The sequence below is a fragment of the Nitrospinota bacterium genome (assembly GCA_016208975.1).
Taxonomy (GTDB): Bacteria; Nitrospinota_A; UBA7883; order UBA7883; family JACRLM01; genus JACQXA01.
In genome coordinates, this window is record JACQXA010000003.1 from 86,186 (window position 1) to 107,903 (window position 21,718).

General features: G+C 55.8%; 19 protein-coding genes and 1 riboswitch. Of the genes, 12 read left to right on the forward strand and 7 right to left on the reverse strand.

From position 1 onward, the window contains the following. Positions 1 to 2: 2 nt before the first annotated feature. From HY751_03040 to HY751_03065, 6 genes are all read left to right on the forward strand, one after another. Positions 3 to 1,829 carry a hypothetical protein gene (locus HY751_03040; protein MBI4665369.1) on the forward strand — a complete coding sequence of 609 codons (1,827 nt, stop codon included), beginning with the start codon at positions 3 to 5 and terminating at the stop codon, positions 1,827 to 1,829. A gap of 5 nt (positions 1,830 to 1,834) precedes the next feature. Further along, positions 1,835 to 2,293 carry a lysozyme gene (locus HY751_03045; GenBank protein ID MBI4665370.1) on the forward strand — a complete coding sequence of 153 codons (459 nt, stop codon included), beginning with the start codon at positions 1,835 to 1,837 and terminating at the stop codon, positions 2,291 to 2,293. Continuing rightward, positions 2,274 to 2,531 carry a hypothetical protein gene (locus HY751_03050; GenBank protein MBI4665371.1) on the forward strand — a complete coding sequence of 86 codons (258 nt, stop codon included), beginning with the start codon at positions 2,274 to 2,276 and terminating at the stop codon, positions 2,529 to 2,531. Before HY751_03045 ends, HY751_03050 begins: the two co-directional genes overlap by 20 nt. A gap of 101 nt (positions 2,532 to 2,632) precedes the next feature. Next, positions 2,633 to 3,049, forward strand: coding sequence for a hypothetical protein (locus HY751_03055; protein ID MBI4665372.1), 417 nt, complete (start codon positions 2,633 to 2,635; stop codon positions 3,047 to 3,049). A gap of 126 nt (positions 3,050 to 3,175) precedes the next feature. Continuing rightward, positions 3,176 to 3,442, forward strand: a complete 267-nt coding sequence (locus tag HY751_03060) for a hypothetical protein (protein MBI4665373.1) — start codon at positions 3,176 to 3,178, stop codon at positions 3,440 to 3,442. A 148-nt stretch (positions 3,443 to 3,590) separates the two neighbouring features. Further along, the gene (locus HY751_03065; protein MBI4665374.1) at positions 3,591 to 5,984 is read left to right on the forward strand and encodes a LysM peptidoglycan-binding domain-containing protein; all 2,394 of its coding nucleotides are present in this window, start codon (positions 3,591 to 3,593) and stop codon (positions 5,982 to 5,984) included. Between the two features lie 89 nt (positions 5,985 to 6,073). On the opposite strand, the gene HY751_03070 is transcribed toward HY751_03065, so the two are convergent. The 4 genes from HY751_03070 to HY751_03085 all read right to left on the reverse strand — a co-directional run bounded on the left by HY751_03070 (position 6,074) and on the right by HY751_03085 (position 9,126). Beyond that, positions 6,074 to 6,238, reverse strand: coding sequence for a rubredoxin (locus HY751_03070; GenBank protein ID MBI4665375.1), 165 nt, complete (start codon positions 6,236 to 6,238; stop codon positions 6,074 to 6,076). A 125-nt stretch (positions 6,239 to 6,363) separates the two neighbouring features. Continuing rightward, on the reverse strand, positions 6,364 to 6,612 hold the full coding sequence (locus tag HY751_03075; GenBank protein ID MBI4665376.1) for a hypothetical protein: 249 nt from the start codon (positions 6,610 to 6,612) through the stop codon (positions 6,364 to 6,366). Positions 6,613 to 6,652: 40 nt separating this feature from the next. Next, positions 6,653 to 7,003 (reverse strand): hypothetical protein, encoded by a 351-nt coding sequence (locus HY751_03080; GenBank protein MBI4665377.1) that lies wholly within the window; start codon positions 7,001 to 7,003, stop codon positions 6,653 to 6,655. 176 nt (positions 7,004 to 7,179) lie between these two features. Further along, positions 7,180 to 9,126 (reverse strand): fibronectin type III domain-containing protein, encoded by a 1,947-nt coding sequence (locus HY751_03085; protein MBI4665378.1) that lies wholly within the window; start codon positions 9,124 to 9,126, stop codon positions 7,180 to 7,182. Positions 9,127 to 9,363: 237 nt separating this feature from the next. Here HY751_03085 and HY751_03090 point away from each other — a divergent pair, with 237 nt between their 5' ends. Next, positions 9,364 to 11,424, forward strand: coding sequence for a transporter substrate-binding domain-containing protein (locus tag HY751_03090; protein MBI4665379.1), 2,061 nt, complete (start codon positions 9,364 to 9,366; stop codon positions 11,422 to 11,424). Between the two features lie 127 nt (positions 11,425 to 11,551). On the opposite strand, the gene HY751_03095 is transcribed toward HY751_03090, so the two are convergent. Next, positions 11,552 to 14,053, reverse strand: coding sequence for a leucine--tRNA ligase (locus HY751_03095; GenBank protein ID MBI4665380.1), 2,502 nt, complete (start codon positions 14,051 to 14,053; stop codon positions 11,552 to 11,554). Between the two features lie 152 nt (positions 14,054 to 14,205). Here HY751_03095 and HY751_03100 point away from each other — a divergent pair, with 152 nt between their 5' ends. The 5 genes from HY751_03100 to HY751_03120 all read left to right on the forward strand — a co-directional run bounded on the left by HY751_03100 (position 14,206) and on the right by HY751_03120 (position 18,733). Continuing rightward, entirely contained in the window at positions 14,206 to 14,592 is a 387-nt protein-coding gene (locus tag HY751_03100) for a hypothetical protein (protein ID MBI4665381.1), read from the forward strand. Then, on the forward strand, positions 14,589 to 15,275 hold the full coding sequence (locus HY751_03105; GenBank protein MBI4665382.1) for a hypothetical protein: 687 nt from the start codon (positions 14,589 to 14,591) through the stop codon (positions 15,273 to 15,275). Before HY751_03100 ends, HY751_03105 begins: the two co-directional genes overlap by 4 nt. Positions 15,276 to 15,342: 67 nt before the next feature. After that, a riboswitch (TPP riboswitch) is annotated at positions 15,343 to 15,440 on the forward strand. Between the two features lie 75 nt (positions 15,441 to 15,515). After that, positions 15,516 to 16,814, forward strand: coding sequence for a phosphomethylpyrimidine synthase ThiC (gene thiC / locus HY751_03110; protein MBI4665383.1), 1,299 nt, complete (start codon positions 15,516 to 15,518; stop codon positions 16,812 to 16,814). A gap of 48 nt (positions 16,815 to 16,862) precedes the next feature. Then, complete coding sequence (locus tag HY751_03115) at positions 16,863 to 17,585, forward strand: 16S rRNA (uracil(1498)-N(3))-methyltransferase (protein ID MBI4665384.1); 723 nt, start codon at positions 16,863 to 16,865, stop codon at positions 17,583 to 17,585. A 2-nt stretch (positions 17,586 to 17,587) separates the two neighbouring features. Next, positions 17,588 to 18,733 (forward strand): pyridoxal phosphate-dependent aminotransferase, encoded by a 1,146-nt coding sequence (locus HY751_03120; GenBank protein MBI4665385.1) that lies wholly within the window; start codon positions 17,588 to 17,590, stop codon positions 18,731 to 18,733. 19 nt (positions 18,734 to 18,752) lie between these two features. Here the strand turns inward: HY751_03120 and pheS are convergent, their stop codons facing one another. Together pheS and HY751_03130 are read right to left on the reverse strand one after the other, a co-directional pair. Further along, a complete protein-coding gene (gene pheS, locus HY751_03125) occupies positions 18,753 to 19,793 on the reverse strand; it encodes a phenylalanine--tRNA ligase subunit alpha (protein MBI4665386.1) in 1,041 nt (346 codons plus the stop codon). Between the two features lie 145 nt (positions 19,794 to 19,938). Next, the gene (locus HY751_03130) at positions 19,939 to 21,483 is read right to left on the reverse strand and encodes a PAS domain S-box protein (GenBank protein ID MBI4665387.1); all 1,545 of its coding nucleotides are present in this window, start codon (positions 21,481 to 21,483) and stop codon (positions 19,939 to 19,941) included. Positions 21,484 to 21,718: the final 235 nt, after the last annotated feature.

The window sequence follows — 21,718 nt, forward strand, 5'->3', positions numbered from 1 at the left end:
CGATGCCAATTTCAGGCTACACCCCAAACCGCGCCCTGGCCAAAATCCTTCAAGGCTCCACCGACAATTGGGACGCGTGGCTCAACCAGAATTTCGACACGCTGGACGCGCCGTCGCTCATCTACCAGATAACCGCCGCCGAAAATCTCCCGGCGGGCCAGGTGGCCGTTATAAAAGATGACGGATCCGGCGCCAAGAAGGCGTATCTTGCCGCTTCCGGCGCCGTGACGATGGGCGATCCGCTTGGTGTGGTGAACGAAACCGTCTCTTCGAACAGCCCGGCCAGGCTCACCCTGGCCGGGCGCGTGCAGGACAACGGCTGGAATTTCGGCCCGGCGGACAAACACGTTTATCTCTCCGCCTCGGGAACCGTCACCACCGCCCAAACCACCACGAAGCTGGGGTTCGCCCTCTCGTCATCGGCCATCTTTTTTAATCCGCAAAACCCATCCGGCGGCTCCGGCGGGCAGACCAACACCGTCACCGGCGCCAACGGCGTATCCAACACCGGCAATAACGTGGACGCGGTCATCTCCCCTGTTTACGGCGCCACCGCCAACACCGTTTGTCAGGGTAACGACTCGCGCCTGCACAACCAGAACACCGATTTGGGAACCTCCGCCGCCTCGTTCGAAATCAATTACACCGGTAACAGCGCCCGTCTGCTCACCACGGGATTAACAGCCAACCGGGATTTCACGTTTCCAGACGGCCCCACAAAACTTGTGGGGGAATCCGTTTCCGCCAGCATCACCGCGGCGCACACTTTTGCCCCGGCTACGGCGCAGGCGCCTTTTGCGTTAGGCGCCAACGCCCAGGGGCAACTTGTAACGGGATTGAACGCCGACAAGCTGGACGGGCAGGACGCCTCGGCCTTCGCCGCCTCAACGCACAATCATGACGCTTCATATTCCGTGTTGAGCCACAATCACACCGGGACTTACGAGCCCGCCAATGCCAACATACAATCTCACATCACCGAAACCGCAAATCCGCACAGCGTCACCGCTTCGCAGGTTGGAAACGCCACAGCCCAGTGGAACGCGGACAAGATTCAGGGCGTGTCCGTGGTCTCCACAGCGCCGTCCGACGGGCAGGTTTTAAAGTACGTCTCAGCCAACTCCCGCTACGAACCGGCCACCGTTTCCGGCGGCGGAGGCGGTTCATCATCGGGTTTTGGCGCCTTCGCAAGGCTTGTAATAAAGAACAACGCCACCGCGCCGAACAGCAAGGTGGACATCACCGCCGACGCCATCACCCTCGAAGACTCCGCCGGCGCGGAAGTGAAAATGCGGGCTGTCAGCCTCACCGTGGACATCACCGTTACCGGAGCCAATGGGCTGGACACGGGCGCCGAGTCAGCCAGCGCGTGGTATTACCTGTGGGCCATTTCCAACGGAACCGCCGTGGCCGGGCTTTTCTCCATTTCAGGCTCCACGCCATCAATGCCCTCCGGTTATACCTACAAACGCCTGTTGGGGGCCGCGCGCAACAACGCCTCGTCCAACTTCCTTGGGTTCAGGCAGGGCGGAAACAACTATTACTACAACACCCCGGTGACCGACTTGAGCGCCGGTACCGCCACCACATTCACCACCGTTACCCCCACTTTGCCTCCAATGTCGGTGGCGGCGAGGTTCACGCTGGACGGCGGAACCAATAACTTTTCATTCTCGCTGGACGGCTCCAACGCCTCGGCCTATGCCTATGGCATCAACCGCGCATATCAGGAGCTTCCCCTCAACGACGCGGGCCAGTTCTATTACAAACGGGACGCGGGCTCCGGCGGCATGACCATATACACAATGGGGGCCGCGCTGAACCTGTGAGAGGGATGAAAACAAACAGCGAGGGTTTGGCGCTGATCATGGATAGCGAAGGTTTTAGAGCCGATTGGTATCTTTGTCCAGCTGGCAAACCTACCATCGGTTTCGGGCATACAGGCCCGTTGCCCGAGGGATTTAACGCGCCCCTTTCGCAGGATCAGGCCGAGCGGCTGTTAAGGCTGGACCTGGCGGCGTTCGAAAAAGCCGTGTCTGAGCTGGTGAAAGTACAACTCACCGCAAACCGGTTTTCCGCGCTGGTGTCGTTCGTTTACAACGTTGGGGTTCAAAGCTTCAGGAAGTCCGCCCTTCTCCGGCGCTTGAACGCCCTCGATTACGCCCTGGCCGCCGAAGAGTTCAAACGATGGGTGAAGGCCCGGGGAAAACCCCTGCCCGGTCTCGTAAAACGGCGTTTGGCGGAACGCGAACTTTTTTTAAAGGAGGATACAGATGAGTTTTTTCCCGCATGACAAACGGCCCGCGGCCCTGGGGGCGCTGGCGCTTTTCGGGCTGGCCGCCGCCCCGATCATTTCGCTTGCTGGTTGTGGAGGCGCGTCACTCCATGCAGGCGTATCCGGCTCCCGCTCCGTAAAGATAATGACGGTGGTGGAAGCCCACGGCATGAGCGACCCGGAAGAGGCTGGGGCGTTGGCCCGCAAGTTCATTAATACCGCGCCAGCTTTTCCGGAGGTCTCGGAAAATGAGTGAGGTTATTGCGAACACGGCCCGGGTTGCGCTTTTTGTGGTTGCGCTTTTTGTGGGCGCCATCCTTCTGGGCTTGGCCACCCTTGCGGAAGGAGGCAGGTGAAATGAGGATCGTATTGATTTTGGCTACTGCCCTGTCGTTCACGGCTTGCGGCAACTTCAACACCACCAACACCACATCCACAAGCCAGAGCGGGAACGTAACATCCTCCCAAACCGGCCAGACGGAATCTTCATCGTCACTATCGCTGGAAGTGGCGGTAACCCCGGCTGTGGTGGATAGCGCCACCGGGGAAATAATCGCGCCGTCGCAATGGACGGTATTCATCATGGACTCCATGAATTTGCCGGAGATCGTGTACCAGATCACCGTGACAAAACCGGATGGGGCCACACTGGATTCAGAACGTATTTACGGCTCTTCCTGGTCATTCGCTCCGGACCTTTTGGGCTCTTACGTCATAGAGGCATGGGATCAGAATGGCCGCTCGGCGCGGCTTGTGATGTCCAGGGACAGCTGACGTGAAACCCGAACAAGAAGCCGGAGCCGATGGCAAAAAGGAGCCACGCCCCTTAACCATCTGGGTTGCGCGGTTTTGGTGGCGATTCCCGGCGATATTTTCAAACACTCGTAAGAAGGAGGAAAAATGACACAGATTTTAGGCGTTATCAGGTTTCTTTTCGAGCTTCGCGGCGCGATGGCCGGGTATAAAACCTACATAGCCTCTGCGGCGGGCATATTGGCGGCCACGGCGGCGTTCCTTACCGGCGATGTTACGCCATTTCTGGAAGGGGGCATTACCGGCACGGAATTTATCACTAAATCCCTGCCGGACTACATCACCACGGTCACCGGATTTTTCGCCGTTGGCGCATTGAGGGTTGGAATGGAATCCTCGCCCACGAAACGATAAATTTCCAGGCCGGGCGCTTGTTTCGTTACATCGCCCGGCGATTATAAAACAGCGCGATTATTGTTGAGAAAGGGTTGATAATCAGGTAATTTATATCAACTTACACTCAATTAGAATAAATTCCACATTCATCATGGGGCAAAAACAGATGTGGCATGCCTTAATATTGCTGATATTTTCACTGGTGGCGGTTTGCCCGGCGCTGTCCGAGGCTTCCCGCGACCCTGAAACAGAGATAAAGCTGGAAGGCCTGGATGGGACCGCCTCTATCAATCCTGATAGCGTCGTCAGTGATAAAGAAGGCCCTCGGGAAATTAGCCCTCAATTCGCGGTACCGCCCGCTTTGCGCTCCAGGGTGGATTTCTGGAAGAAGATATACTCCATATACACCACCCGCCAGGTGGTCATCCACGACAATGACGACCTGAACATAATTTATGAAGTGGTGGATCTGGACGCCCATCCCAAGCGGTACGTTATAGAGCGCAAGCGCCGCATCGTATCCATCCTAAACAGACTGGCCGGCAACAAGGGCAACGCGATTACGTCCGAAGAGGAGGCCATAGCCGCCAAGTTCGGCCACATCCCTGGTAACAGGAAATTCTCCGATGCGGCTGAGGGCGTTCGGCTACAGCTTGGCCAGGCGGACCGGTTCAAGAAAGGGCTGGAGCGGTCGGGAAAATACATCAACTATATCCGTGAAGTGTTCCGCGCCTATGGCCTTCCCGAAGAGTTGTCCGCCCTGCCCCACGTGGAATCATCGTTCAACTACAAAGCATATTCCAGCGTTGGCGCGGCGGGTATCTGGCAGTTCATGAGGTACACCGGGCGGCTATTCATGCGGGTTGATTACACCGTGGATGAACGGCGGGATCCCATAGCCGCAACCGAGGCGGCGGCGCGGCTGTTGCGCATCAACTATAACGAGCTCCAGTCCTGGCCGCTGGCCATCACCGCCTATAACCATGGGCTCAACGGAATGAAAAACGCCAAGCGGCTTCATGGCGACGACATGGCGGAGATCATCAATAACTATAAAAGCAAGTCTTTCGGGTTCGCCTCAAAAAACTTTTACTCCGAGTTCATGGCGGCTATGGAAGTTTCGCGGGACTATAAAAAATACTTCGAAGCGGTGGAGTTCGAACCGGAATACAGGTTCCGCGAGGTGGTGCTTACGAAAAGCGTCGCCCCCTCAACTGTGGCGGCGGCGCTGAAAATCCCGGTGGAGACCCTTAAAGAGCACAACCTTTCTTTGAGGCCGGTAGTCTGGACCGGCAAGCGACCCATTCCCGCGGGATACCGTCTCCGGGCGCCTGTCACCACTAACATGGATACGCTTATCAGGACCAACGTGGCGATGGCCTCGGATGAACGCAGGCCCGCGCCGTCCCTTGCCTCCGCCCGGCTCATGAACAAACCATCGTCCAAAAGGGTTGAATATATAACTCACATTGCCAGAAAAGGCGAAACGTTGCGCTCCATCGCCGCAACCTATGGAACCACGGTGGCCGCTTTGAAAAAAGCCAACCGTTTACGGTCGCTAAAGGTTCGGAGGGGAATGAAGCTCAGGGTGCCTGAGACCTTGTATGAAACCATCGAGGTGGCGTCGCTGGATAATCGGCTACCAGCGCCAGTAACGGTGAAGCAGGCCGTGGTGAATGATATTAAACAGGTTGCGCTCCCTTCCTCTCCGCTCGAAGGGGCCGCGGTAAAAGCCGCCGTGGCGGATGAAGCGCAGGAGCAGGAGTCCCCCGATTTCCATTACGTTAAACGTGGCGAGACACTTTTCGCCATCAGCAAGAAATACGGTTTGACCGTGGCGCAGATATCCTCGCTAAACGGCCTTTCCAAAAAAGCCCGCATCCACCCAGGGCAAAAACTGATCCTGGACGGCGGCGAGGTTGAAGACTCAACCAGCGACATGGGGACACAAGTGGCCTCCCTTTCTCCGGTGGTTCCGGCTCCTGTCGCGTCGAGGAATGCTTCCGATGATCTGGCATCCATCGAGCCGGACCAAAAAAGTTTCGCCAAAAACTATATGGAACCCATCATCACGCAGGATGGAGCGGCGTTCACGATAAACGGCAAAACCTTGAAAGTGCGGCCCCAGGATTTCTCCGTAAGGGTGATAAATTCCGGCGTAGGTCTGGTGAAGATAAAAAGCGAAGAGACCCTGGGGCATTACGCCGACTGGCTCAACGTAAGCCGCAGGCAGATACTGCGGCTCAACGGCAGGAGCGCCGCCAAATCGTTCCGCATCGGCGGTTCGGTGAAAGTGCCTCTCAACAAGGTGTCCCGGGATAAATTTGAGCGCAAGCGGATGGAATATCACATGGGGATCATCGAGGATTTCTTCAGCGATTTCCGGGTGGATGGGGAGAAGGTCGTAACTGTTGGCAGGGGACAGACGATTTGGGATATCGTCTCTTCCGAACCTAACGAACCGCCCCTGTGGCTTGTGAGGCTTTATAACAACAACTCGAAAATAGAGAGCCTCAGACCCAACGACACCATAGCCATACCATTGGTTGTCAGGAAATAACCTTTTAACGCAAAACGCCCTGGTAGAGCCCTTATCGGGATCCCTTCCAGGGCGTTTTTAAATCGCGCTAAAACTTCGGCTGGCCGGATTTATTCCTCCACCCTGCTGAACTGGGCTTTGGTCACTCCGCAATCCGGGCAAACCCAGTCATCCGGCACATCCTCAAATGAAGTGCCGGGGGCTATTCCGCTCTCCGGATCGCCCACTTCGGGATCATAAATGTAACCGCAAACGTCACAAACGTATTTAGCCATCAGCCACTCCTCAGGAAATGGTTATAAATCCACCGGTGGCGGTTTTAGCCCCGAATCAGAATCCATCCGGCGCCCACCGGCTATCCACATCACATGGCCCGCAAGAAGAAACATTGCCTTTTAGCTTAAGAGGCTTTCCTGCCTGTCAGCGCCTGCTCCAGCTTTGCCTGAAGGTCCGCCAGCAGGCGCTCCAGCGTATCTCTATGCGAAAGTTCCTGTTTGGCCAGGAACAGGAACATCTCCTTGGAAGCCTGGTCCTCATACTTGGCCGCCAGGTCCACGTAAAACTCATAGGCGGAAAGTTCTTTGGGTATGGCAATAACCAGCGCTTCTATCTTGGCCTTGAGCTCATTAATAAGTTTCTTGTCAGACATTCCAGCAATCTCCCTGCGGCATTTCTTTCGCTTGTGAGCTTCAGTTCAAGAATTTACTGCCCAAATGGCCCAGGTATGTGGCCGCGGCGGTGGCCGCATAAAGGGAAACAAGATAAACCCATTTCCCCGCCGTCTCCTCCAGCATGATCTCCGGCCATATCAGCCTCGCCACGACCATGGCCAGGGAGATGGTGAGGAAGAACAGGCCAAACCCGATCTTGTGGTCGAATATTCGGGTGCGCCGGCCCTTGAACCTGGTTTTCCAGTCATACACACCAGATAAATATGTGGGCGGAATCCCGAGGAGGCCGAAAACAACGCAATAGAACGCCGCTGTTTCAAAGCTCCTGTCGCCCGTTAAAACGAAGGCGGTAAGAAGAACCGAGGCCACCGGAAAAAGCCCATTGGTAAAATGGCTACCAATGTGATGAATATGTATGGGCGCTTTTTTCAAGTTCACGGCCGCTCTCCCATCCTTTGGAATAATCCTAACCCACAGGAGAGGCGTAAAGCAACGCTCTTTTAGGCAGGCTTTAACCGCTGTTCAGCCGCGCGGTAAACTGATTATTACCGGAGGTCCACCGTAAGCACGCCGGACTTCTCGCTTTCCAGCTTATCCGCGTCCACGCAAGATATGGCGAAATCCTCCTTGGATCCGGCCTTCATGTCCGGAACCACAAAGAATGAGTCTTTGGCGCTTCCCACCTTCTGCCAGCCGAAGAAACCGCGCTTGTGGACGATGTATTCCACCACGTCCACTTCCCTGTTTTTCTCCCAGCGGAGAACAACCTTTTCGCCTTCCCTGGACGATTTAAGGCCGGCCGGTGGAGCAGGAGGGCTTTTTGTGGTCCCACTGACAATACCAGATGTCTCCCCTTCAAGGCCAAACACATCCACTGCCTGGATGCGGTAGAGATATGTCTTGCTGTTTTCCAGCCCGCTGTCGAGATGGTAGTTCCTGTCCGCTGGTATATCTATAATCTTCCTGAACGCGCCCTTCTCATCATCGGCCCTGTAAACGCGGTATTCCTTTATGTCCGGCTCCGGGTTCTTCCGCCAGTCCAAGGGAACCTGTTTGGGCCGGTTGCCGGTGGCTTTAAGGTTCTCGGGGGCCATGGGGGCGGGCTTGGTGGTGGCGGATACAGCCTCGCTCATGCCAGAGCGGGAACCGGCCCAGTTATACGCCTCTATCTTATAAAAATAGAGGGTGAAATCCTTCAGTTTCCCCATGGCGCCACCGCCACTGAATATGGACGAATCGCCCATGTCCACAAAGCTGGTCTTCTCGCGGCCCTTTATCTCCGTTATCTGGGCATAGGGCCCCTTTTCCTCGCTGGAACGGTAAATATAGTAGCCGCGGACATTCTCATCGCTATGGGCTTTCCAGGTAAGCGGCACCTTGCGCGGTTGCCAGCCTTTGGCTCCGAAATCTTTTGTTATCGACGGAGGGTTGGCCGTCCTTACCAGGGAGGGTTGGCTTTTTGGCCCTTCGTCATTGAAAGGGCTATATGCTGATATGGCGTAATAATAAGTTCTGGAATCATCCAGCTTGGGTTCTGAGGCGGAGCCGCCGGGATTATAATCTATAAAACTCTTCTCCCCCTTACCCTTTATGTCTTTTATAAGCTCAAACTTGCCGGTGGGCGAATCTCCCTTGTATATCTTGTAACCTGCCACGTCCAAATCGTGAGGCTCCCATTTCAACGGGGCTGAACGCACTTTTCCAGACTCGCCGATAAATCCTCTGGGTGGTGATGGAGGGCCCATGCTAGCCACAGAAACCACAGCTGATTTATCGCTCTCCCTGTCCAGAGAGTTGATGGCGGTGACTTTGTAGTGATAATACTTCGAGTCTTCCATTGGCATGCTGGAAGAATGCTCGTCCAGATAACGCAAAGTTTCCTGGCTGGAAACCTTACCGGCAAGTTTGAACTCACCGGAGGGGGAGTCTGCCCGGTAAACTTGATAACCTTTCGTTTCCGGCTCCGGCTGGTAGTTCCAGGAGACTTCTATTTTACGGAAGTTCACCGCTTTGGCTTTTACGCCTGCCGGAGCCGAGGTCTTGCTCCGGATCACGTCATTCTTGGCCACGTCCGAAGAGCCTTTGGTTATCTTCACGTCGGAGAAAGATTCGTTGGCGGCGATTACTTCCAACTCGCCCATCATCGTCTGCTTAATCCGAATAACCTTCTTTGTGCCGGGATCCATAATCGGCTCACCCTTCCGGATGATGATGAACCTGTCCCCTTTTTTCACACCGTTTTTAGCGCCGATGCTGATTATCCCCTTGCCTGCCTTATTGTCGGCGTCCAGGAGTAATCCTTCGAAGAACACACCGTTGACATCATGCGATCCGTTGGAGGCGGCAGGCTCCGCGCTTTTCGCCGCTTGGGGTGTTTCCGCCTTTTTCTTCTTGGCGGCCTGCGCGGGGTTGAAAACAAGCGCAACCGCCACAATGGCCATTGTGGCCGCGGGTACGATGGAAGCCTTTAATCGGGTTTCTATCTTCGTCATGGCTTTAATAATAAATCCCCTATTTTCATCATCAACGCCACCTGGATACTCTTAATGTCCCGGAAAATTTGTAATCCAACCGCCATCTAGCCGTTAACGCTCTTGATGACGCAATCCAGCCAGTTATTCTTTCACACAACCCGCGCTATTTCAACTTATTGTGTTACATGTAAGGTGTATAATAGGTTCAGGTTTATTAAACGCGTTCTCCATCTCCTCCGTTTTTCAGGGCGGAAAATGTTCGCTGGAAGAATGCCATGTTTCGCCATTGCGCTGTTCATGGGGTTTTGTCTGTTCAGCGCCAATGCGCTCGCCCAGCCCAGGCCCATGCCCCAACCGCTAACAGCCGCTGAAAGGGAATGGTTGCGCGCCCACCCTGTTTTAAGGCTCGGCGGCGTGCCATCCTGGGATCCCATAATGATGCTTGATTCAAGCGGAAAACTCTCCGGCATTGCCAGCGAGTACAAGGCGCTCATCGAAAACAAGCTTGGCGTGAAGCTTGAACTTACCGATTACGGAATACCCTGGGGAGAGGCGCTAAGAAGAATCCGGAAAAAAGAACTGGATGTGGTAATGATTCTCGGCCAGACCCCGGAGCGGGACACATACATGAATTTCTCCGACGGGCTTATCGACCTTCCATATGTGATCATCACAAGATCGGATTACCCACACGTCAAAGGAATATCGAGCCTGTCCGGTAAGGTGGTGGCGGTAGCCAGGAATTTCGTTGCCCATGAATGGCTGAAAAGGGAACATCCGGAAATCAATCTCCTACCAGTGGAAACCACATCTAACGCCATGGAAGCCGTCGCCTTGGGTGAGGCGGACGCGTATGTTGGAGACTTTGCGTCCGCCAGCCACGCCATTACAACATTCGGCATCACCAAACTGAAAGTGGCGGCCGAGGCCGGGTTTGTTAACCGTGTGCGCATAGGTGTCCGCAATGATATGCCGGAGCTTGTGGGGATTCTTAACAAGGCCATCGCCACAATACCCCAGAGCCAGCGAGATGAGATATGGGTAAAATGGATTGGCCTGCAACCTCATGGAGTGGATCCGCGCCTGTTTTATGCCATGGGTGCCCTGTTGGTGGCGGCGGTTTTCGCTTCCCTGGCCTTTGGCGGATGGAGGTTGCGCAGGGCGTATGCGCGAATGGAAGACATGGTGCGTGAGCGCACAAAGGAGCTTGTCAACGCCAACGAATACCTCCGCAACAGTGAAACCAGGTTCCGGGAAGCTATCATAAACTCTCCACATCCAGCCATGATGCACGCGGAGGGGGGCGAGATTCTACTCATAAGCAATTCGTGGACCGGGTTAACCGGCTATTCCCGAGCCGAAATCCGCACAACTGGCCTTTGGGCGCAAAAAGCCTTCGGCGATTCGGGTAGCGCCATGAAACGCGAACTGGACGAGAGTTACAGCCTTTCCGGAATCCGGGAGGAAGGTGAGCGCCGTATAACCACAGCAAAAGGAGAAACACTTATTTGGCTAATGCACAGCGCCCAGTTGCCCCGCCTGGCCGATGGAAGGCGCGCCGCGCTGACCATGGGAATGGATGTCACTGAACGGAAGAAAGCCGAAGAGAGGGTCAGCCTTTTGGCTGGGGAATTGGCAAGATCCAATGAGGAGCTGGAGAAGTTCGCCTTTGTAGCGTCTCATGATCTTCAGGAGCCGTTACGCACAGTCATAAGTTTCCTGCAACTGCTGAGAAAGGAATACAGCGGAAATCTGGGGCAGGACGCTAACATTTATATCAATCACGCCGTGGATGGGGCAAGGAGGATGTCCTCGTTCATTGAAGGGCTCCTCGCCTACTCCCGCGTAACAGTAAGTGAAAACAGCCCGGAAACGGTGAATGCCGGCATTTGCGTTGATGACGCGATCCTGGCGCTGGCGGCGGCTATTCAGGAATCGGGAGCCGTGATCGAGAAATCAGCTATGCCTGCCGTTATTGCTGTAGAAAGCCAGCTTACCGGCGTTTTCCAGAATCTTCTTGCAAACGCCATAAAGTTCCAGCCGAAATGTCAAACGCCACGCATAAGCGTCTCCGCGGTTCCCGAGGGCGCGTTCTGGGAATTTTCCGTGAAAGACAACGGGATTGGTTTCGAGCCCCAGTTTCAGGAAAAAATATTCGGCATGTTCGCCCGCAACCATTCCAGAGCGGAGTTCTCCGGTTCCGGCATTGGGCTGGCCGTGTGCAAGAAAATAGTGGAAAACCTTGGAGGAAAAATAAGCGCCGAATCCTCGCCCGGCGCCGGAAGCGTTTTCAGGTTCACACTTCCAGCGGGATAAGGCGGAGGGAAGAGGAATCCAGCCAATCTTTTAGTAATTCCGGATTCCTGAAAGGAATACCCATATCGCCCACGAGATGCCCATGCCGATAGGCTTAAACTATGCTTATGGCGCTATCGGCATAGGCTTATATAACTATGTTCACCAGCCGTCCTGACACCACAATCACCTTTTTCACAGGCTTGCCCTCCAGCGATGCTTTAACCTTAGGATCCGCCAGGGCGGTGTTTTGCGCTAACTCGTCGCTAGCCCCGGCGGGCAAGGTTATTTTACCCCTAAGTTTACCGTTTACCTGCACCACTACGGTTATCTCATCCTCTTTCATGCAGGCTTCGTCAGCGATGGGCCAGGAGGTCCTGTTTATCTCCCCTTCCCCACCAACAGTTTCCCAAAGCTCGCTGGAGAGATGGGGGGTGATAGGCTGGAGAAGAGTTATGAGAGTTAAAATGGCCTCCCTCAGAATAGCGGCCCCCTGAACGTCACCCTCTTTCAGATTGAACGCCGAAAGGGCGTTGACGAACTCCATGATTGCCGCGATGGAGGTGTTGAACTGAAACCGCTCGAAATCGTTATTCACCCGGGCGATGGTCTTATGCGTCATGCGGCGCAGGGAGGCGGTTTCCCTTTCCAGCCCGTCCAGCCCATCAGAAGCCGAGCCAGCGGTGCTTACAACCTCCGCGTTGGAACTGACGATCCTGAATACACGGTTCATGAACCGCGAGGCGCCTTCTATACCCGCGTCGTCCCATTCCAGGTCGCGCTCCGGCGGGGCGGCGAAGAGGATGAAAAGCCGCGTGGCGTCCGCCCCGAACCGGTTGATCAGATCGTCCGGATCCACCACATTTCCTTTGGACTTGCTCATTTTGGCCCCGTCTTTAATCACCATCCCCTGGGTGAGAAGCCGCTGGAACGGCTCCCCCACGGGCACTACGCCGATGTCTTTAAGGAACTTCATAAAGAACCGGGCGTACAGGAGGTGCAAAACGGCATGTTCGATGCCGCCCACATACTGGTCCACCGGAAGCCAATAGTTTGCATTATCTTTTTCCACCATGGCGGTTGTAAGCCGTGGGGAGGTGTAGCGGGTGAAATACCAGGAGGAGCACATGAACGTGTCCATAGTGTCGGTCTCCCGCCGGGCGGAGCCACCGCATTTGGGGCAGGTGGTATTAATGAACCTGTCGAGGGAGGCTATCGGCGATTTGCCATCCTCCGGAAACTCCACATCGGTGGGCAATATCACCGGCAATTGTTCATCGGGCACACGCACGGGCCCGCATTTGGGGCAAGACACCACCGGGATAGGCGCGCCCCAGTACCTTTGTCTGCTAACGCCCCAGTCGCGGAGGCGGTAGTTCACCGATTTCTTGCCGATGTTTTTCGCCTCCAGGTGTTCGATGACCTTTTCAATCCCCTGCTCCCGGTTGCGCAAGCCGGTGAACGGACCGGAATTGGCCATCAATCCATCGCCATCATAGGCTTCGGCCATGGATTCGGCGTCCATCTCGCCCGCCTCGTCCGCGCCTTTGCCTTCCGGGAGGATGACGATGCGGATAGGCAGGTCGTACTTCACGGCGAAATCGAAGTCCCGCTGGTCGTGGGCCGGAACGCTCATAATGGCTCCGTGGCCGTACTCGATAAGAACGAAGTTGGCTATCCAGATGGGCACAAGTTCGCCGTTCAACGGGTTCCTGGCGTAACGGCCGGTGAACACCCCTTTCTTCTCGGCTCCTTCGGCGGAACGCTCTATTTTGTCCTGGTTGATGACGCTTTGGATAAACTCATCCACTTCGCCTTCCAGCTCCGTACCGGCGGCCAGTTGGCGGCTTAACGGATGCTCCGGGGCCAGACATATGAACGTGGCGCCATAAAGCGTGTCGGGCCGCGTGGTGAAAACCCTGAGGGCTCCGCCCCCTTCTATGGGAAAATCCACTTCCGCCCCCACGCTCCGGCCAATCCAGTTCCTTTGCATGGTCAACACCCTCTCGGGCCAGTTGTCTTTCAATTCTTCCAAGGCGTTGAGCAGGGCCTCGGCGTATTGGGTGATTTTAAGGAACCATCCTTCCCGCTCCTGCTGGACCACCACCGAGTCGCACCGCCAGCACTGGCCGTTTATCACCTGCTCGTTGGCCAGCACGGTGTGACAGCTTTCGCACCAGTTGACGAAGGAATTCTTCCGGTAAGCCAGCCCCTCGTCGAACATGCGGGCGAATATCCATTGGGTCCATTTGTAATAACCTGGGTGTGAGGTGGCCAGCTCCCTATCCCAGTCGTATGAGAGGCCGAGGGATTTGAACTGTTCCCGCATCCTGTCTATGTTGGACACAGTCCACGGGGATGGATGGGACTTGTGGGCGATGGCGGCGTTTTCGGCGGGCATGCCGAAACTGTCCCACCCTATGGGATGCAACACGTTGAACCCCATCATGGTTTTCCTGCGGGCGATGGCGTCGCCGATTGTGTAGTTTCGCACATGCCCCATGTGTATTTTGCCGGAGGGGTATGGGAACATCTCCAGAAGGTAGTATTTGGGCTTTGCGGGATCCCGCTCCACCGCGAAAGTCTTATTCTTTTCCCAAATTGAGCGCCACTTGGCCTCTATACCCTTAAAGTCATAAAAATCGGACATTTCCCAAACCTCGAACGCGAACTGTTATTGTCCCCGGCGCCGGGGATGGGGTTAGTATATTTCAACAGCCAAATCAAGCAAACCGCATTTTGGCCCGGCGCTTGCTTTTATCCATCACCAGAAGGGAAAAAAGGTAAACCAGGGCGTATAACATGAAAATTCTGCCTTTCACGCTGGCTGTTTGGGCAATTATTGCCTTTGGCCCCGCCATGGCCAGCAACGCCAGGCCATTGGATCCGGTTTATATAGACCGGGACGCGGGATTCGTATATTTCCTGGTGGAAAACCGGTGGAAGACTGATATAGAGAGCCTTTACGGCTGGGTTTACGGCCACGGTTCCCCATCGGTTCCCGGCGTGTACCTTTCGAACAATCCCCACATCCAGGGTATGAAAGTTTCGCTGGGGAGCCATGTGCCCGGTTCGGCGGCGCTGTACCGTTTTCCTTTGAGGGGAGACTCCACCGAGTTCCCCAGGTATAGCCTGGCGGTGAATGACAAGAGCCTGTTCCACCCCGTAAACATGAGGGTAGCGCGATGAAACGAGTGATAATGCTGGTTGCGATATTTTTTATGGTTATAGCCACCACGGCCATGGCCGCCGACAAGCCGGTGAAGATCCGGCAGAACCGGGTGGATTTCGGCCCGTTCACCCCCGGCGCGCCCCTGTTTTTGGAAACGGCCCCGGCCTTGAAAGACTCGGGGCAAACCAACTGGCTCAAGTTCACCAAGGACGCGGACAAACTAAGTGTGTGGGCCCCGGCTCCGGAAGACATCAAGATATCCGAACGCATAGCCGCTAAAATACCGGTGATGACGGTGACATCCCCGGAACAGGGATGCGGCTCCGCGCCGAGGCTTTTGTTTTTGTCGGGCCCGGTTGCGGCAGTCACCACCGCCGCTGAAACCAAACCAGCCGCGACCGGCAAACTGTACTCTTACGAATATGTGGTGTGCGACCCGTCGGGTCTGCTTACGCCAGAGTCCATGACCGACCAGTACATCTCAAAATACGGCATGTATGACGGCAAGGATTACGACCGGCAAATGATCTTCTACAAAAACGTGCAGGGTCATTACCGGGTGGGCGTAAGGCCCTTTACCGGCGGCGACCGGGCCGGGCTGATGGTGACCGTGGTGGACGAGAACGTGTTCCGCGAGGTTTACCAGCAATGGCGCGGAGTTATCCGTTCCGCCTCCAAGAGGGTGTTGAGCGAGTTTTAGGGCATCAAATCCTCAATCCGCCATATTTGACTTCCATTCGCCCCCTGCGCTATCTTTAAATCTATTGTTAACGCGCAAGGGGCGCCTTTCTTGACACAGGCTGAGAAGCAACCCTTACAACCTGATCCGGGTAATGCCGGCGGAGGGATGCGCAAATGGACGCCATCGCCATCCCCCTCATCAGCATATCCGCGCCCGCGCGCCTTATTATTGGAATTCGCCTGAAACACGGGATGTAACATCATGACTACACAGCTATTGGCCGCCCGCGAGGGCAAGATCACCGGCGCCATGAAGACCCTTGCCGGTAGCGAGAACGTCTCGCCGGAGTTCATCCGCGACGGCATATTGAACGGCTCCATCGTCATCACCAAGAACAACCGGCATGACATCGAAGGTCTGGCCATCGGCGCGGGGCTGAAAACCAAGGTCAACGCCAACATCGGCTCCTCCGGGTACGACACGGACATGGAGAACGAGCTGGAGAAGATGCGCGTGTCCATATCCGCCGGGGCCGACACCATAATGGACCTTTCCACGGGCGGCGACATACCGTTAATAAGGAAAACCGTGATGGCCCAATGCCCTGTTCCCATCGGCACGGTGCCCATATACCAATGCGCCGCCGAGAATGTGGCCGAAGGGAAACACCTGCTGGACCTGACGGCGGAGGACATGTTCCGCGCCATAGAGGACCACGGCAGGGACGGGGTGGATTTTATAACCATCCATTGCGGCATCACCCGTGAGTCCGTGCGAAGGATGAAAGAAGAGGGGCGCCTGCTGGACATAGTGAGCCGGGGCGGAGCCATACACGCCAAATGGATTGATTACCACGACGCCGAGAACCCGCTGTACGCCCAGTATGACCGTTTGCTGGAGATAGCCCGGGAATATGACATGACATTGAGCCTTGGCGACGGGCTTCGCCCCGGATGCCTGGCGGACGCCACGGACCGCGCCCAGGTGCAGGAGACCATAGTGCTGGGCGAACTGGCCCAACGGGCGCGAAAAGCTGGCGTGCAGGTGATGATAGAAGGCCCCGGCCACATGCCGTTGAACCAGATAGCCGCCAACATGCAGTTGCAGAAGAGGCTGTGCAACAACGCCCCGTTCTATGTATTAGGCCCGCTGGTGACAGACGTGGCTCCGGGTTACGATCACATCACCGCCGCCATCGGCGGGGCCATCGCCGCCTCGTCCGGGGCGGATTTCCTGTGTTACGTCACCCCGGCGGAGCATCTGCGCCTGCCCACGCCGCAAGACGTGCGCGACGGGGTCATCGCCACCCGCATAGCCGCCCACGCGGCGGACATCGCTAAGGGTATCAAGGGCGCCAGGGATTGGGACGACAACATGGCCCGCGCCAGAAAAGCGTTGGACTGGGAGGCCCAGTTCAACCTGGCCATGGACCCGCAAAAGGCCAGGGAACGCCGGGCCGAAACAAACCCGGACGACCAGGAAGTTTGCACCATGTGCGCGTCGCTGTGTTCCATAAAGACCGGCCACATGGCGGTGGACGGCTCCGGGGTGAAATGATTTGCGCCATCCCCGCCGCACGATGAACACCATTAGCGAGGCGCTCTCTTGAGGCTGTTCATCGTGGAGCCCGGCGCCGTGACGGGGGACACCGTTACCATCCAGGGGCCGGACGCCCGCCACATATGCGCCGTGTTACGCATGGCGCCGGGGGACATCATTACCGTATCCACCGGCGAAGGCCCGAAACTGTCCTGCGAAATAAGCCGTATCGAGCGCGACCTGGTGGAAGCGCAAGTTATCGGCGAGAGTCATTCGAAAGCCTCCACCGCCCCTTCTATAACCCTGGCCCAGGCGCTTCCCAAGGGCAGGAAGATGGACGATATCATCCGAATGAACTGTGAGTTGGGGGTGGAGAAGATAATACCTGTCATTACGGAACGGTGCGTGGCCAGGCCGGACGAGGCGGGCATGAAACAAAAGGTTGAGCGCTGGAGGGCTATCGCCAAGGCCGCGGCGCAACAGTGCCGGGCCCATAAACCGGCCATGGTGGCCGATGTCTCCACCATAGATGAGATACCTTTGGCGGACATTTCCATTACGCTATGGGAGGAAGAAACCGCCTCCTTAAAGTCCGCGCTGGCCGATAGCGGCGAAGGCCGTTCGTTGATACTGGTGGTGGGGCCTGAAGGGGGTTTGAGCGCCGATGAAGCGCGAAGGCTTACGGCCCGGGGGTTTGTTACCGCCTCGCTGGGCGGAACTGTTTTGCGGACCGAAACCGCCGGGCTTTGCGCGGTGAGCGCGGCGCTTTACCATTTCAGCAAGGCGTGACCATGCCGCGCGAGCCTTCCGGACGGGTATCCAAAATCACCCAGTTCATCGTAATGGACGTGCTGGAGGAAGCCCGGCGAATGGAACGGGCCGGGGAAAACATAATCCACCTGGAGATAGGCGAGCCGGATTTCGACACGCCGGAGCCCGCGCGGAAAGCCGCCATCGCCGCCATTGAGGGTGGGCACATAAAATACACCCCAAGCCTGGGCCTGCCGGAACTGCGGGAGGCCATATCCGCAAGCTTCACGAAAGATTATGGGGTGGAAGTAAATCCGGAACGGATAATCGTAACCGCCGGGTCATCCAACGCCCTGTTCATGGCCCTGGCGTCGCTTATTGATACTGGCGACGAGGTGATAATCGCCGATCCGTGTTACTCGTGCTACCCGAACTTCATAAGGTTCCTTGGTGGAACACCGGTGTATGCGCAAGCGCGGGAGAGCGAGGGTTTTCAATTAACCATGGAGAGCGTGAAAAGAAAGCTTTCCCTAAAGACAAAAGCCATCATAATAAACTCCCCATCGAACCCATCCGGCTCCATGATGGGCAGGCATGCCATGGAGCGCCTGGCAAGTCTTGGCGTTAGCATAGTGTCCGACGAGATTTATCACGGCCTGCATTACGAGGATAAACCAACCTCTATCCTTGAACTGCCCGGCGACAATATCGTGATAAACGGGTTCTCCAAACGGTACGCCATGACCGGCTGGAGGCTGGGATACGCCATAACGCCCGGAAACCTGGTCCGGCCCATGCAAAAACTCCAGCAAAACCTGTATATTTCCGCCTCGTCGGTGGCCCAGTGGGCGGCCCTTTCGGCTATCACGGAATGCGCCAGCCATGTGGAAGAGATGCGGACGGTGTTCAACCGCAGAAGGCTCTTGATGATTGATGGGCTGGAGCGGATTGGATTGAAAATAGCCATCCGGCCCAAAGGGGCGTTCTACGTTTTTGTGGACGTTTCAGGATTCTCCGGCGACTCGCTTTCGTTCGCCATGGAGGCGCTGGCGAAAGCCAAGGTGGCCGTGGCGCCGGGGGTGGATTTCGGCCCGTCCGGCGAGGGATACATCCGCCTTAGCTACGCCACCAGCGAAGAGAACATTAAAGAAGGCGTAAGACGGCTTGGGGCGTTCCTGGGCCGGTAACCGCGCCCCGTTAAAAACCTTACCGCAAACCCGTGAACTGCCGGTTGAACCGCATGTCGTTCTCGTAGAATTTGCGGATGTCCGACAACCTGTATTTGAGCATGGCTATGCGCTCCACGCCCATCCCGAAAGCGCAACCGGAGTAAACCTTCGGGTCCACCCCCACCGCCTCGAACACGTTTGGGTCCACCATGCCGCAACCCATTATCTCCAGCCAGCCGGTGTTCTTGCACATCCTGCATCCGGAGCCGTTACACACTGTGCAACCTATGTCCACCTCGGCGGAAGGCTCGGTGAACGGAAAGAAACTGGGCCTGAACCGTATGGGAATGCCCTTGCGGAACGTGGATTCCAGGAAGATTTTCAGTATCCCCTTCAAGTCCCTGAAGGTCACGTTTGTGTCAACGAACAGCCCTTCAATCTGGTGGAACATGGGGGAATGGGTCTGGTCCGAATCGCGCCTGTACACCCGCCCCGGCGCCACTATGGCGATGGGCGGTTTCTGTTTTAGCATGGTGCGTATCTGCACCGTGGAGGTGTGGGCGCGTAAAAGGATACCCTCGCTTATGTAGAAAGTGTCCTGCATGTCGCGGGCGGGATGGTCTTTCTTGAAATTGAGCATGTCGAAGTTGTTCTCTTCGGTGTCTATCTCCGGCCCCTCGGCCACGGTGAAACCTATGGCTGTGAACACCTCGCATATTTCGATAAGGGTGGCCGGAATGGGGTGGGAACTGCCCGCGCGGTAGTAGGCGCCAGGCAGGCTGATGTCCAGCTGTTCTTCTTTCAGCTTGCGGGCGCGCTCTTCTTTTTTAAAACGCTCTTCCCTTTCGGCCACAAGGCTTTCGGCTTCGGCTTTAAGCTTGTTGGCCAGAGCGCCCGCCGCCTTGCGCTCCTCCGGCGAAAGGCCCCCCAGGGATTTTAAGATGTTGGTTATTGTCCCCTTTTTGCCCAGGTATTTGACGCGGACGCTTTCCACCCCGGCCAGCCCCTCGGCGGCCGTAAGCGAGCTTATAAATTCGTCCCGGATGTTTTGTATGTCGTTTTCAGCGGTATTTCCCATTGTTTCCAGCGCAATGTATCAGTTAAAGCGGAAATTATAGCACCGGGCCGGGCTTGCCACAGGGTTTTGTTTGAATACATATCGGCTTTTTCCAGGCGGGCGGGTCAGGCATTATGTGACGGCCCGGGTTAATTCTGGAAGACCGTCAAAATACCACCGGCTCCGGATGGGGCTGGGCAACAGGAAGCCATACACGGAAAACAGCCCCGTGACCGAATTCGCTTTCGGCGGATATTGTCCCATGATGTCTGTTTATGATTTCGCGCGACAGGGCAAGACCCAATCCTGTACCCACACCTGCGGGCTTGATGGTGAAAAACGGATCGAATATCCGGTTCAAATGTTCGGGCTGGATTCCTTTACCGGTATCCCTGATTTCCACCACAACGCCGCCATTTTCCGCGCTGGTCCTTATGGTTATGACGCCACGCGCATCCATGGCCTGGGCCGCGTTTAACAAAATATTCATGAAAACCTGCCCCAGTTGCGCCGGAACGCATTCCACCATCCGCGCCGGGCCATATTCACAATTGATATCGGCCCTGTATTTTATCTCGTGGCGCATCATGTTCAGGGCGCTGTTCACTATCGTTATGATGTCGGAAAGCTCCCACATTTCGCCCGATGGATGGGAAAATGTTTTTAAGTCCTGCACGATTTTCATGATCCTTTTTAGCCCTTCCGCCGATTCGGCCATCACTTCGCGCAAGCTTTCTTTCAACCGCAGAATCCGGGTTTTGATCTCGGGAGTGATAACGCCCCCCTCTTCGCCCATCAAGTCGAAAGCGGCGACACAGTTTCTTTCAATCCATGCCTGGTTTGAATAAACAAAACCAAGCGGGTTGTTGATCTCATGGGCTACCCCCGCCGCCACTTGCCCGATAATCGCCATTTTTTCGGACTGGAGCATAAGTTCCTCCATTTTCTTCTTACGCTCCGACACGTCTCTTACCACTCCAATGGCGTTCCATCCGTCGCCAGCTCTAAGTATGGACCACGAAAATTCCGCCGGAAAAACCATCCCATCGCGTCTGGAAACGGCCAATTCCACGGTTTTTCCGTATTGGGGCCCCTCGCCCGTCTGGCTGAAAAGGCCGGAGACCCGGTTATCGTCGGCGCGGTTCGCCGATGGAAGGAGCAGACCAAATAATTGCGCCCCGACAACCTCCCCGGCCGGCCAGCCGAATATCCGCTCGGCGGCGCGGTTCCAATAAGACACCTCCCACCGTTGATTCACCATGATCAAGGCGTCGTTGGCGGATTCGCTGATTATCCTGAATTTTTCCTCGCTTTCCCGCAACCTGGTCCGCGCCAGCTTCGCTTCTGTGATGTCGCGGAGAAAGCATATGAACCGCCCGCCTTCATATTGGGGGAGATATGAGACGCTTAGATCAACATCCACAAGGCTTCCATCCTTCCGCCTGTGGCGGGTCTCAAAGCGCGTGAAGCCGGTCTTGTCTATTTTTTCCTTTTGGATGGTCATTTTATCGGGATTGTGATCGGCTTCAACGTCAAGCACCGACATTTTCAGCAGTTCATCGTGACCATACCCGGTCATTTTGCAGTATGCGGCGTTAACCTCCAGAAACCGCAGTTTATCGTCAAAAGCCAGGAAACCGTCGTTGGTGGTGTTCAATATTGATTTATGCCAATCATCGTCACGCTTCAAATCCATGGCCGCCTTACGCATATCCTCCATGTGCCGGAGAATACGGCGGTAAAACAATAAGTAGATGAGAGGCAACGCGGTACATGATATGAACAAAGCGTCCAGGCCCGCTTTGGCCAAATAATGCATATCTTGAAACATCTCCAAAACCAACATTCCCATGTATTCCGCGGCGAATATAGCCAACACGGATACAATGAGAAGTAATTTTGGAGAGAAGCGATGGGAATAAAATTCACCTGGCGCCTTTTCTTCT